Source organism: Rummeliibacillus sp. GQ308 (assembly GCF_059759115.1).
Window position 1 is genome coordinate 229014 of the sequence record NZ_JCAXDQ010000001.1, and the last position, 13075, is coordinate 242088.

Sequence of the window (13075 nt, forward strand, 5' to 3'; positions counted from 1 at the left end):
ATAGTTAGTAAAAATCCATGATTTTACTAGAAAGGAAGTTTTATATGCCGATTCCTAAAACATTAGCTGCTTCGATGATTTCTGCAGCTATCCTTGCAACGACTGTTACAACGGCCATTCCTACTATTCAAGCGGATGCTAAAACGACTGTCAAAGCAAAAGTAAAACAAGGCAAAACAAGCCGACTTGGCAGAATTAAAACTGCGAAAGCCATCATCTATCCAACACCAACAGCTACAAAGGGGACAACAAGCGCTAAGCAGCTCCACCTGACGTTTTATATAAATAAGAAAGCCATTTACAAGGATACAGCGTACTTTTTAATAAGTAATTACAAAGATCCGAGCAAACCAACTGTTGGGTGGGTTAAATCGAAAGATATTACAACGAGAACTCATACGATTGCTAAAAATAGCACAACTAAACGTTATGTGAAAGGGAACGGCAAAGCGTATACAAGACCTTGGGGAGACGAGCGTAATGTTATGTTTACAACTCTCACCAAAGACAAAAATACACTGTTCCAACCCAAAACAACCGAAAAAGTTGGCAATGACGTATGGTACAGTGGCAAATTAAATGGCCAAACGGTCTGGCTTAAATACAATCAGGTCACTACAACAAAACCAACAACAAGTGTCCCAAAACCGGAAACACCAAAGCCAACCGAACCCCCTAAAACAGAAGAACCAACCAAACCGACTGAACCTACTAAACCAGTTGAGCCACCAAAGGAAGATCCTTCTTTTGAAACAACAGCTGTTGAAAAAATTGGTTCTTTAAAAAGTACGGCCAAAATCTATCAAGATCCAACTAAGTTAGTAGATGCCGAACTAGGAAGCAGCTATAGCAACGAAAACTTCTATGTTTATAAGAAAGCAATTATCAAAAGCAAAACCTACTACCAAATTAGCCGCGACTCAAAACCAATCGGCTGGGTAGAAGAAGGCCAATTGAATCTGAAAAATATCACATCATCAAGCACAACTAACCTGAAACTGTACCTAACAGGCTCCGGTGCAGCCTATAATATCTCTGATGGCGATACAAATAACGTTGTCCATAAGGATCTTGATGCCTACCGTGCGAAAGCTTTCACAGCTAAAAAGGTAGAGGTAGTAAACGGCAAAACATATTACCAAGGTTCGATCGGCGGTAAAACCGTTTGGATCAATCTTGAACAAGCAGGCAATAACTATATAGCAGAAAACCTGCGCAAAACATCTAACATCACGCAGAGTGAAATGCAAAATTACTTAATTAAGAAAAAAGGTACTGCAATCACTTCAGCCACTCTTTACAAAATGATTCCTGCTTTCTTGGAAATTCAAAAAGAGTACGGCATTAGTGCACAATTTATGTTCGCGCATGCAATCGTTGAGACAGGGTGGGGAAGCTCGCAAATCTCTCAATACAAAAACAACTTCTTTGGCTATCAAGCATATGATTCTGCGCCATTTACATGTGCGCTATACTTCCCTTCAGGAAAAGAAGGTCTTGCTTATTATGCAGAAAAAATTTATCAAAATTATTTAAGGGTTGGCGGCGTCTATAATAATGGTGTTAATGTGGCTGGCATGAATGTTCGATACGCGACAGATAAAAACTGGGGACGCACCATTACACGCATTATGGAAGAAATGAAGCCATACAACTCTAGCTACTATGCTGCGCAGCCAATCAGCACAATAGTACCGGCACCAGTGAATAAAACATACGATCATATTATTCCTGCCAATATGCCACAGCCAAGTATCTTTAAAACATTTGATAAAGGCATTAAGGCAACAACAATTGCAACGACGGAAGTTTATACAATGCCTTACCCATCTAAAACGCGTCTACTAGGCACGCTGGCAAAAGGCAAGAGCATTACACTGCTTGGCCATAATTCAGACGTCAAGGATATTAAAGAAAATGGAAAGTTCAAAGCACGCTGGTTCCGCATTCAATATACAGATGCCAATGGAAAAACTACGGACCAAGCATGGGTAAGCAGCGAAAGCCTCGATATCCAAAACCTAGCTGTTACGAACGGAGACGGCTGCAATGTCCGCGACAAACCAACAACAAAAGGCTCAAAAATTTTAACTAAACTAAATGACGAAACGTATTTCAAACTCGTCTTAGACAGCAAAAACAAACCAGTCACTGAAAAAGACGAAAGCAACACAACATGGTATCAGCTTTACATTCCAGGCACTACAACCAAAGCTTGGATTAGCTCTACTATTATTACGAAGTTTTAGAGAAAACTCCGCCTATGACAGGCGGAGTTTTTAATGTTTTAAAAAGCAAAAAGGATGGCGATTGCCATCCCATACTATCAATTAGTCCCAAATCCGATCTAATTGGCCAGCATATAATTCAATAGCTTTTTTGTAACTAAGAATTTCTTCATCATTAGTCGTCTGTATTAAACACTTTAATAATATCTCCATTGCCTGACTATGTTCATTTAAATTATATAGCGTCATGGAATAAAAAGTTTTGAGTACCTGACTAGTTGGGAAAGCTTCGATTCCCTGTAGAAAGACATCTTTGGATTTTTCATATTCTCCTATGGTTCTATAGGAGCTACCTAAGCCTATGTATGCTTCTTCTAAATCCTTTGAAGGTAATCCCAACTGAATAGCTTTTTCATAGTAAGGAATAGCATTCACTTCGTCACCTAAAAGGTCAAAACTCCAAGCACATTGATAGTTTAAGACAGCATCGTCAGGATAGTTCAATACAAGTTTTAAGAAAAGTTCATTAGATGCCTTATATTCTCCACTCTTTCTTAAATCTAATGCTTTGTTCAATTCTGTTTTCATCTGAACCTCCGAAATATTTGGCTTCATTATCTTGAAGTTTGAACATTTAAATTTTACTACCGTAGCCTGTGGGTTTACAACCGCTGCTATGGCTTTTACAGACGCTCCCATCTGATTTACCACCGCTCTTCACTAGTTAACTCACGAAATAGAGCAATTTAAGTCCTAAGATACTCTTAATTAGTGGTAGGATACCGAAGGCAAAGGAAGAAGATTATTGATAATCGGGTATGTAGCGGGCATCTTTAAACTTACCAATTTTCTGAAGCTTCATCTGACTTAATAGGCGGTAGGCTTGTCTCGAATTTGCCAAACCTAGAAATTGATAGCATTCCAAACTAGAAATAGAGGAATCAATCAAAGCAAAATAGTCATAGATAGCCTGCACATGAGCATCGCGGCTTGTGTGATGGCAATAGGTACAGTACCAATGCATATTTATTCTTCGCATGTACAATTTACGGCAGTTTGGACAAGCTACTCCGTTCAAAACGTCCTTTCTCGAAAGGTTATATCTCTTCAACAATGGATAAGGATTATAATCAGTATGCTGTTTCGATAAGGAATAGACGAGTTTTTCTAGCTGCCGGGGAGACAAAGGTTCTTTTTGTAACGGTAGATTTCGAACATATGGTTTAATATCGTTTTTTAAAAGAAGAGTAGTGGCTGATGAAGTTCGTTCAATGTAGCTTGATGAAAAGGGGAAGACCACCGCACCGTAGATGGGGAGATTGATATGGTTGTGTGAAAAGTAAACTTTGAGTTGGTGGATGTATTCTTCCAGTTGGGGTTCTGGACTAGGAAATGCATGTGATTCACCTGTTGATAAATGGCGCACCAATTGTCGAGGATTTTGTCTTAATTCTATCGTTCCTTTGATATTCTTTACCTCAAAAACAACTGCAAAATTTGCAGTTAACAGTAAAATATCTATTTGTATTTTAGATTCTAATACAAGAGATAAGTTATGAAATACATAATACTTTTCAGATGGATGCAACTGACCAAGCGTATCAACTATAATTTTCTCTCCTAAATCGCCAGCATCTATACTTCTCCATTGCCTCTCCAATTCCTGTTTCAAAGGATGAGTCGCAGATAACCGATCACTCAGTTTTCGCAAGGCATCTAAATAATGGGTGGGTGCAAAAGGTTTAATCAACATAAAAATCACTCCCAAACTCAATTGTTTAAACGAGTATATAATAAGAAGAAATATGTGTAAAATGGCCGCAAATGCTACAACCATCAAATAAACATACAAAATAGAAAAGCATACTTAAAAAATATAGATAATGTTGATTATCGGCTAACTATTGTAGTTGAAAATTTTTTATGCAAAATATCTTCAGAGAGTTATTTAAAAGGAGAGGAAGAAAAGTAATTGAAATTGATGCTTACTATCGTTCTCTGATGATTTACAACCGCTACGAACACTTTTACTACCGTTCATACCAATTTTACAACCGCTCTCAGGTAGTTTACTCCCAAAAAAGAACAATTTAAGTCCTGAAGATACCTTCCATTCGCGGTAATATCCAATTATCATCCCGATTAAACACAAGGGGAGGACCAATATAAGGTTCTCCCTTGTTTATTTTAAATGCTGCGGTCATTTATTTGCTTTACAATATTTTCTTTAAAATCCTTAAATGGTATACTGATTGATTGTTTTTCTCCGTGCTTCCGAACATTTACTGCGTTTTCTTTTAACTCTTCATCACCAAGCACAATAATATAAGGGATCTTTTGCATATGTGCTCTTCTTATTTTATAGCCTAATTTTTCTTCGTCATCGTCAATTTTAACTCGTACCCCTAATTGTCTCAGCTGAGATTGGATTTTGAAGCAATAATCTAGGTGAACCTGAGAGACGGGAACAATTTGTACCTGTGTAGGAGCGAGCCAAACAGGGAAGGCTCCTGCAAAATGTTCAATTAAAATGCCTAAGAAACGATCGATGGAACCGAATACTGCGCGATGAATGACCACCGGACGAGCTTTTTCATTTTGTTTGTCTATATATGTTAAATCAAACTTCTCTGGTAGCTGGAAGTCGAGTTGCACTGTAGCGCATTGATGGCTGCGTTGAATGGCATCTTTTATGTGAATATCAATTTTGGGGCCATAAAAGGCACCATCGCCCTCATTGATTTTGTAAGGATACCCCAAGTTATTTAGTACGTTTTCTAAAGCTGTTTCAGCCCGATTCCACAGTTCCTCGCTGCCCATTGAATCCTCTGGGCGTGTCGATAATTCAATTTCATATTCAAATCCGAATACTTTATACACATGGTCGATGATTTTTAACGCAAGAGTAATTTCATCTTCAATCTGTTCTGGTGTAACGAAAATATGAGCATCATCCTGGCAAAATGATCTGACGCGTAATAAACCATTTAAGGCACCGCTGAATTCATGTCGATGAACTTGCCCGAATTCCGCCATGCGAATAGGCAAATCACGATAGGAATGTCGTTCATTTTTAAAGATGAGCATATGTCCAGGACAGTTCATCGGTTTTAAGGCAAAGTTTTGTTCATCAACCTGAGTAAAGTACATATTTTCTTTGTAGTGATCCCAGTGACCGGATTGCTCCCACAATCTCTGATTCATCATGAGTGGAGTTCGCACCTCTTTATAATCATACTTAGCCTGTAAATTTCGTAAAAAGGACTCGAGCTCATTCCGTATAATCTGGCCATTTGCCAGATAAAATGGCATGCCGGGTGCTTCCTCTGAGAACATGAATAACTCAAGTTCTTTTCCAAGTTTACGGTGATTTCGCTTTTCCGCTTCCTCTAGAAAGACAAAATAGTCACGTAGCTCATCCTTTGTTGCAAAAGCGACACCATAAATGCGTTGAAGCATTTTATTATTACTATCGCCTCGCCAATATGCCCCAGACACTTTTGTTAGTTTAAAATTCTGGACCTTACCTGTAGAAGGTATATGAGGACCCCGGCATAAATCATAAAAGTCACCCTGTTCATAAACAGTAACTGTTTCATCCTGTGGAATGTCTTCTAACAACTCAAGCTTTAATGGATCATGCGCAAATAATTGTTTAGCTTTCTCGCGTGAAACTTCCTTTCGATTCATCTCCAAGTTCTCATTAATGATTTGTTTCATAACCTTTTCTATTTGAGGTAAATCACTTGGAGTGATAGGGGAATCCAGCTCCACATCGTAATAAAAACCATCTTCAATGACAGGGCCAACTCCAAAATGAATAGAAGGATATATACGTTTTAATGCGTGTGCCAATAAGTGGGCTGTTGAATGGCGAACCACTGCTATTCCTTCTTTTGAAGCTGCATCGTATAAGGAAATCTGTACATCTTCTGTAACTGGACGTGCTACATCTGTAGGTATCCCATTTACATAACCGACAATTGTCTTTTTAGAAAGACTTGGGCTAATGGAGTGGGCAATATCTGTTAGTGTTACGCCTCGATCGTATTGCTGTTTTTTGCCATCTGGAAACTGAATTTTTATAAATTGATCATTCATCATGTTAAACACTCCTTTTTTATAATAAAAAAACACACGCATCCCTAAACAAGGGACGAGTGTGTTGTTAACCCGTGGTTCCACCCAACTTTCCATACGCTAAAGAATAGCCTATGGCTCTGGTGCTGTAACGTAGCATAGACGGTATTGGATACTACATTCCCCAATACAGCTTAAAGGTGGTAAATTATTTTCCTAAGCTAGGAAGATTTCAGCAAAACTTCCCTCTCTGTAAACCGTAAAAATAATTCATGTCCTCATCATCGCTTTTAATTTTTATCTCAATCAATGGAATCCTGTTAAATACAAAAAAACGCACGCATCCCTAATAAAGGGACGAGTACGTTTTAACCCGTGGTTCCACCCAACTTCCCATAAGTTAGAAAACAACTTATGGCTTTGGTGCTGTAACGTAGCATAGACGGTACCGGATACTAGATTCCCCGATACAGCTCAAAGGTGGTAAATTACTCTCCTGCGTTAGGAAGATTTCAGCAAAACTTCCCTCTCTGTAAACCGTAAAAGCAATTCATGTCCTTATCAGCGCTTCTTCATCAAGAATTAAATTATTATATATATTATGATAATTATTACTATTTAGCAACACCTATTTTAATTATGAACAATTTATTGTCTTAACTTCCTCACCAATCCAATCATTTTACATCCCCTTAAACTTCCGCTAGCATTATGACGTATAAATATCACATTTACACAGATAGATGAAAAAGGGAAGGATGAGTAATATGAGACTCTCTATTCTAGATCAAGCGCCGATACCAAAAGGGGCTAAACCGGCACAGGCTTTAAAAAACAGCGAAACATTGGCGATTCTTGGTGAAGAGCTAGGCTATCACCGTATGTGGATGGCGGAGCATCATAACGGGCAATCGCTTGCAAGCTCTGCGCCTGAAGTAACAGCGGCTCACTTGGCTGCTAAAACAAACCGTATTCGTATCGGCACAGGCGGCATCATGATGATGCATTACTCACCATTAAAAGTAGCGGAAGTGTTCAAAACATTAAGCGCACTGTCACCTGGCCGCATCGACTTTGGCGTTGGACGCGCACCAGGCGGAGATACTTATGCTATTTATGCGATGGCAAAAGGTAAACGACCTGAGATGACGGATCAATATAAAGAAATTGAAACAACACTTAAGTTGATGAACGATCAAAAACCAGGCATCTCTGTCTATGATTCAGTCGTGGCGACACCAGCGCGCGTAGAACTTCCTGAAGCATGGTTATTAGGCTCGACTGGTAATAGTGCCGTACGAGCAGGTCGCATGGGAATGGGTTACTCCTTTGCTCAATTCTTCAATGGTGGAATGACGAGAGAAATCTTCGACACATATCGCGCTAATTTCGAGCCTTCATACTTTATGGAAACACCAGAAATTCTGGTGACATATGCGACAACTGTAGCAGAAACAAAAGAAGAAGCAGAATTCTTAGCAATGCCGATTGATATTTCTAGACTACAGCTGATGCAAGGCAACTTAATCCAAACCTTGTCACCAGAAGAAGCAAAAGACTATCCATTAACTGAAATGGACAAAATGATGATTGAAGAAAATCGCAAATTGCATCTAGTCGGAACACCGAAGGAAGTAGGCGATATTATTCGTCGAGATCAAGAGCAATATGGCTTTGACGAAGCGATGTTCAATTGCAACCAATTCAGCATCGAAAGTCGAAAACAAAGCTACACACTATTAGCAAAAGAATTATTGGATTAAATAAGAGACCCGCATGCATAAATAGGGCACATGTAAAAGAGAAGTAATTCATTGAGATTTTGATGAATAATTTTATTGAAGTGGAAATAAATATTAAAGTGGGCTACCGCTCGCCTTCAGAAAATCGCATCTATTTCCCTTCAATATCATGAAACGCTTCACTAACATTCATTGCCTTACCAAGATTGCTGCGGGTTTTTATTATGCTAAATTTGATTAAAGTAAATAAGTTTTAAAAAGAGTATTGACAAGAGTTTGTTTTCATGAGAAGATTATCTCGAATTAAAGATATTTGTTTTAAGTCTATTATTTTTTTAATATATATCTCGATTTCGAGACAGTTAGTATTTTCAGATTATAAACAATGGAGGAGATTTAAAATGGCAAAATGGACAGTAGATCAATCACATTCAACAGTAGGTTTTGAAGTAAAACACATGATGGTTTCAAAAGTAAGAGGACAATTTGATTCTTATACTGCAGATGTAGAAGCAGCAGATTTAACAGATTTAACAACAGCAACAATTGCATTCAAATTTGATGTAGCAAGCATTAACACAAATAGCGAAGATCGCGACAATCATTTGAAATCAGCAGATTTCTTCGATGCAGAAAACAACCCAACTATCGACTTTACATCTACAAACATCGTGAAAGACGGCGATGACTACAAAGTAACTGGTGACTTAACAATCAAAGGCGTAACAAAACCAGTAACATTCGACGTAGAATACGGCGGTAAAGGTACAAACCCATGGGGCGTAGAAGTGTACGGATTCGAAGCGGAAACAAAAATCAACCGTGAAGAATTCGACTTAACTTGGAACGCAGCACTAGAAACAGGTGGCGTACTAGTAGGTAAAGACATCAAAATCAAAGTAGAATTAGAAATTAACCCAGCTGCATAATAAAAGCCTGTGAATGATGCTGAATTTAGTTGATATAAGTTCAGCATCATCTACCAAACAAAAGCTCAAAAGCATTTTTTTAAAACAATATCTCGAATTCAAGATAATTATATGGGAGGGGTATTTCATGGACGCACTTAAAGGACTACATCACGTGACAGCTATAACAAGCAGTGCAGAAAAAATATATGATTTCTTCACTTACGTATTAGGTCTTCAATTAGTGAAAAAAACAGTGAACCAAGATGATATCCAAACCTATCATTTGTACTTCACAGATGATGTCGGCAGCCCAGGAACAGATATGACATTCTTTGATTTCCCAGGCATTCCAAAAGGGGTGCATGGCACAAATGAAATTTCTAAAACATCTTTCCGGGTTCCAAAGGATGAGGCATTAGCTTATTGGGTAAAACGCTTTGATAAATTTGAAGTGAGACATACAGGCATCCAAGAACAGTTTGGCAAAAAAACTTTGTCATTCGTCGATTTTGACGACCAAAATTATCAGCTCATATCAGATGAGTTAAACGCGGGAGTGCCAGCAGGGACACCTTGGCAAAATGGGCCGGTGCCACTTGAATATGCGATTACTGGATTAGGACCAATTTTTGTCCGGACTTCTTTCGCTGACTACTTCAAACAACTGTTAGAGGAAGTATTCTTCATGAAAGAAGTCGCTAAAGAAGGCTCCTTCAAACTATTCGAAATGGGTGAAGGGGGAAACGGGGCTCAAGTAATCGTTGAAATGAACACCGTGCTTCCTCAAGCTCGACAAGGCTATGGCACAGTCCATCACACAGCATTCCGAGTGAATGACCGAGCTGACTTGGATGCTTGGCAACAACGTTTAGAGTTATATAAATTGCCAAACTCCGGCTATGTAGAACGCTACTATTTTGGTTCTCTTTATACAAATGCTGCCCCTTCCGTTTTATTTGAATTAGCAACAGATGGTCCTGGCTTCATGGGGGATGAACCATATGAAACACTTGGTGAAAAACTATCATTGCCGCCATTCTTTGAGCCAAAGCGCGAAGAAATTGAAAAAATTGTAAGACCTATTGATACAGTGCGCAGTACTCGAGCATTTGAAAAGGAATATTTATAGGGAAGTGAAATCATGGGATTTATGTCTAAATTATTTGGTACAAAACAAGAGGAGGAAGAAACAATGACAAAAGTAAATATCGGTATTATTTTAGGATCAACTCGTGAAGGACGTGTAAGTCCACAAGTAGGTGCGTGGGTAAAAGAAATCGCAGACAAACGCGATGACGCAAACTACACAATCATTGATATTGCAGATTACAAATTGCCACTGCTAGGGGAAGCAGGCGGAGATGCATCAGGCGCAGCTGCATGGTCAGAAGCGATTGCAGCACAAGATGGCTTTGTATTTATCGTACAAGAATACAACCACTCTATTACTGGTTCACTTAAAAATGCACTAGACTATCTTCGTGAAGAATGGAACAACAAAGCAGCTGGTATCGTATCATACGGTTCAGTTGGCGGAGCTCGTGCAGCAGAACACCTACGCGGCATCTTAGGTGAATTGCTTGTAGCGGATGTTCGTGTACACCCAGCACTATCATTGTTCACAGATTTCGAAAACGGTACAGACTTCAAACCAAAAGCTGTTCAAGAAGAATCAGTGAATCAAATGTTAGATCAAGTCGTTCCTTGGTCAAAAGCATTGTTTACAATTCGTTAATCTTTTTATCATTCATATACATGCGCAGCGAAATGCGCATGTATATGTTCATCATGAAAATTGAGCAAATCACATCAAACAAGTTGATGGATGTGCTCAGTCGTTATGAGAAAAGAGACAGATAAGGGGATATGGAGATGACAGAATTCACACAGTTGGTAAAGGAAAGACGATCGGCAAGCAACTTTCTTCCGAGTTATGAGATTTCACAGGAAGAGTTAGATGAAATATTTGGTCTAGTAAAGCTCGGACCTTCAGCTTTCAATCTTCAACACACGCATTATGTAGTTGTGACAGACCCAGAGGTAAAAGAGGAAATAAGAAAGGCTGCTAATGGGCAGTATAAGGTTCATAGTGCATCAGCTGTCATCTTGGTATTGGGCGATAAAGAAGCCTATAAAAAAGCAGCAGAAATTAATGAAGGATTATTGATGCTGGGTATATTAAATAAACAAGAATATGACTTTGCAGTAGAAGGTACCGTTGATTTGTATGAAACAAGAGGACCTTCATTCCAAAGAGATGAAGCCATTCGAAATGCTTCCTTATCTTCTATGCTGTTTATGCTGGCAGCTAAAGAAAAAGGGTGGGACACTTGTCCGATGATTGGATTTGAAGAGGATAAAGTAAAAGAAATCCTGAATATCAGTGATCAATACGAGGTAGCGTTAATGATTACACTAGGAAAAGAAAAAGTAGCGAGCAGACAACCTCGAGGCTATCGCAAGCCCGTGAATGAGTTCGTCACCATCGTTTAATAAAGAATTGGAGTGAGTAAAATGAGCAAAAAAACAATGGGTATTCATCACATTACAGCCATTGTAGGCCACCCACAAGAAAACGTAGATTTTTATGCAGGTGTATTAGGATTACGCTTAGTGAAAAAAACAGTCAATTTTGATGATCCGGCTACTTACCATCTTTATTTTGGTAATGAAGGTGGAAAACCAGGCACTATCATTACGTTCTTCCCTTGGGCAAATGCACAGCAGGGCGAAATTGGTGACGGACAAGTTGGAGTAACAGCATATGCTATTCCGCAGGGGGCTATGGCTTTTTGGAAACAAAGACTGGCTAAATTTAATGTACAATATACAGTGATGGAACGCTTTGGAGAAGAAGTCCTAGCATTTGATGATCCGCATGGCTTACACTTAGAGCTAGTTGAAAGAGAAGCAGGGGAAACAAATACATGGACTACCGGAGAAATCACACCACAATTTGCGATCAAAGGATTTGCCGGAGCTACACTTTATTCCACACATCCAAGCGAGACATCTAAGTTAGTCGAAGAAATCATGGGCCTCGAAGTAGTAGGGCAAGAGGGAGACTATATTCGTTTCCGTTCTAGCGCTGATATCGGGAATGTTATCGACCTGAAACTAACAACAAATGGCCGTGGAATTATGGGTGTCGGAACAGTACATCACATTGCATGGCGTGCCATTGATAACGAGGACCAATTAGATTGGCAAAAATATATCTCCCAACATGGGTATGGCGTAACACCGGTTCGAGACAGGAATTATTTCAATGCCATCTACTTCAGAGAACACGGCGAAATCCTGTTTGAAATTGCAACAGATCCTCCAGGATTTGCACATGATGAGTCACCAGAAACAATGGGTGAAAAATTAATGCTGCCTGAACAGTTTGAACCTTATAGAGCAGGCATGGAGCGGAGATTAATTCCGATTGAAGTGAGAGAGCTAGATTAAATCATATAAAAGGAATGATGACGATGCGATCGATTGACCCAGAAACAATGTCTGAAAGAGAAAATTATAAATTTTTGACAGGAAGCATTATCCCTAGGCCGGTTGCATTTGTTACATCCCTTACGCAAGATGGAGTTCTGAACGGAGCTCCATTCAGCTACTTTAATATTGTTTCATCTAATCCGCCTATGATATCCCTATCGATTCAACGAGCCAATGGGAAAATGAAGGACACAGCTCGAAACATATTGGAAGCAAACGAGTTTGTTGTTCATATTGTGGATGAACACAATGTAGATAAGGTTAATATAACCGCAGCTAGCCTGCCACCCGAACAAAGTGAAGTAGAGCTAGCAAACTTAACGCCTGTGGAAAGTACAAAGATTACGGTGCCAGGAGTTAAAGAATCAAAGGTCCGTATGGAATGTGTACTTGAGCAAGCCTTAGAGTTAGGTGGCACAGACGAGCCAGGCTGTGACCTAATCATTGGTAGAATCGTTCAATTTCATATAGAAGAGGCTATTTATGAAAAAGGAAGAATCAATCCTAGAGGATTAGCGGCCGTTAGCAGATTGGCAGGCCAATCCTATGCTAAAATTGGTGAGATGTTTGAAATAGAAAGACCAAAATAGCTTTGGTTACTAGTAAAAGGACACAAGAG

Annotated in this window: 11 protein-coding genes and 2 other annotated features; of the genes, 8 read left to right on the plus strand and 3 right to left on the minus strand. The window is 39.2% G+C overall.

Features of this window, described 5'->3' with window-relative positions:
- The first annotated feature begins 44 nt into the window (after positions 1 to 44).
- The gene (locus AC6CHJ_RS01200) at positions 45 to 2249 is read left to right on the plus strand and encodes a glucosaminidase domain-containing protein (RefSeq protein ID WP_498287023.1); all 2205 of its coding nucleotides are present in this window, start codon (positions 45 to 47) and stop codon (positions 2247 to 2249) included.
- 81 nt (positions 2250 to 2330) lie between these two features.
- Here AC6CHJ_RS01200 and AC6CHJ_RS01205 read toward each other — a convergent pair whose 3' ends face one another.
- From AC6CHJ_RS01205 to thrS, 3 genes are all read right to left on the minus strand, one after another.
- On the minus strand, positions 2331 to 2816 hold the full coding sequence (locus AC6CHJ_RS01205; RefSeq protein ID WP_498287024.1) for a tetratricopeptide repeat protein: 486 nt from the start codon (positions 2814 to 2816) through the stop codon (positions 2331 to 2333).
- 214 nt (positions 2817 to 3030) lie between these two features.
- Positions 3031 to 3981, minus strand: coding sequence for a nuclease-related domain-containing protein (locus AC6CHJ_RS01210; RefSeq protein WP_498287025.1), 951 nt, complete (start codon positions 3979 to 3981; stop codon positions 3031 to 3033).
- A gap of 434 nt (positions 3982 to 4415) precedes the next feature.
- The gene (thrS, locus tag AC6CHJ_RS01215; protein WP_498288497.1) at positions 4416 to 6329 is read right to left on the minus strand and encodes a threonine--tRNA ligase; all 1914 of its coding nucleotides are present in this window, start codon (positions 6327 to 6329) and stop codon (positions 4416 to 4418) included.
- Between the two features lie 48 nt (positions 6330 to 6377).
- Positions 6378 to 6602: a binding site (T-box leader), on the minus strand.
- Between the two features lie 56 nt (positions 6603 to 6658).
- Positions 6659 to 6882: a binding site (T-box leader), on the minus strand.
- Between the two features lie 193 nt (positions 6883 to 7075).
- Between thrS and AC6CHJ_RS01220 the strand changes: the two genes are divergently transcribed.
- The 7 genes from AC6CHJ_RS01220 (at position 7076) to AC6CHJ_RS01250 (ending at position 13046) form a co-directional block, all read left to right on the plus strand.
- Positions 7076 to 8071, plus strand: coding sequence for an LLM class flavin-dependent oxidoreductase (locus AC6CHJ_RS01220; RefSeq protein ID WP_066791788.1), 996 nt, complete (start codon positions 7076 to 7078; stop codon positions 8069 to 8071).
- Between the two features lie 380 nt (positions 8072 to 8451).
- The gene (locus tag AC6CHJ_RS01225; RefSeq protein WP_147195327.1) at positions 8452 to 8979 is read left to right on the plus strand and encodes a YceI family protein; all 528 of its coding nucleotides are present in this window, start codon (positions 8452 to 8454) and stop codon (positions 8977 to 8979) included.
- Between the two features lie 127 nt (positions 8980 to 9106).
- A complete protein-coding gene (locus AC6CHJ_RS01230) occupies positions 9107 to 10090 on the plus strand; it encodes a ring-cleaving dioxygenase (protein ID WP_498287026.1) in 984 nt (327 codons plus the stop codon).
- Between the two features lie 12 nt (positions 10091 to 10102).
- Positions 10103 to 10696, plus strand: coding sequence for an NADPH-dependent FMN reductase (locus AC6CHJ_RS01235; RefSeq protein ID WP_498287027.1), 594 nt, complete (start codon positions 10103 to 10105; stop codon positions 10694 to 10696).
- 137 nt (positions 10697 to 10833) lie between these two features.
- Positions 10834 to 11454 (plus strand): nitroreductase family protein, encoded by a 621-nt coding sequence (locus AC6CHJ_RS01240; protein ID WP_498287028.1) that lies wholly within the window; start codon positions 10834 to 10836, stop codon positions 11452 to 11454.
- 21 nt (positions 11455 to 11475) lie between these two features.
- Positions 11476 to 12414 (plus strand): ring-cleaving dioxygenase, encoded by a 939-nt coding sequence (locus tag AC6CHJ_RS01245; RefSeq protein ID WP_498287029.1) that lies wholly within the window; start codon positions 11476 to 11478, stop codon positions 12412 to 12414.
- Between the two features lie 23 nt (positions 12415 to 12437).
- Positions 12438 to 13046 carry a flavin reductase family protein gene (locus AC6CHJ_RS01250; RefSeq protein ID WP_498287030.1) on the plus strand — a complete coding sequence of 203 codons (609 nt, stop codon included), beginning with the start codon at positions 12438 to 12440 and terminating at the stop codon, positions 13044 to 13046.
- The last annotated feature ends 29 nt before the right edge of the window (positions 13047 to 13075 follow it).

Coding starts and splice junctions, on each gene's coding strand:
- AC6CHJ_RS01200 (WP_498287023.1), top strand. CDS start 45: ATGCCGATTCCTAAAACATTAGCTGCTTCGATGATTTCTGCAGCTATC.
- AC6CHJ_RS01205 (WP_498287024.1), bottom strand. CDS start 2,816: ATGAAAACAGAATTGAACAAAGCATTAGATTTAAGAAAGAGTGGAGAA.
- AC6CHJ_RS01210 (WP_498287025.1), bottom strand. CDS start 3,981: ATGTTGATTAAACCTTTTGCACCCACCCATTATTTAGATGCCTTGCGA.
- thrS (WP_498288497.1), bottom strand. CDS start 6,329: ATGAATGATCAATTTATAAAAATTCAGTTTCCAGATGGCAAAAAACAG.
- AC6CHJ_RS01220 (WP_066791788.1), top strand. CDS start 7,076: ATGAGACTCTCTATTCTAGATCAAGCGCCGATACCAAAAGGGGCTAAA.
- AC6CHJ_RS01225 (WP_147195327.1), top strand. CDS start 8,452: ATGGCAAAATGGACAGTAGATCAATCACATTCAACAGTAGGTTTTGAA.
- AC6CHJ_RS01230 (WP_498287026.1), top strand. CDS start 9,107: ATGGACGCACTTAAAGGACTACATCACGTGACAGCTATAACAAGCAGT.
- AC6CHJ_RS01235 (WP_498287027.1), top strand. CDS start 10,103: ATGGGATTTATGTCTAAATTATTTGGTACAAAACAAGAGGAGGAAGAA.
- AC6CHJ_RS01240 (WP_498287028.1), top strand. CDS start 10,834: ATGACAGAATTCACACAGTTGGTAAAGGAAAGACGATCGGCAAGCAAC.
- AC6CHJ_RS01245 (WP_498287029.1), top strand. CDS start 11,476: ATGAGCAAAAAAACAATGGGTATTCATCACATTACAGCCATTGTAGGC.
- AC6CHJ_RS01250 (WP_498287030.1), top strand. CDS start 12,438: ATGCGATCGATTGACCCAGAAACAATGTCTGAAAGAGAAAATTATAAA.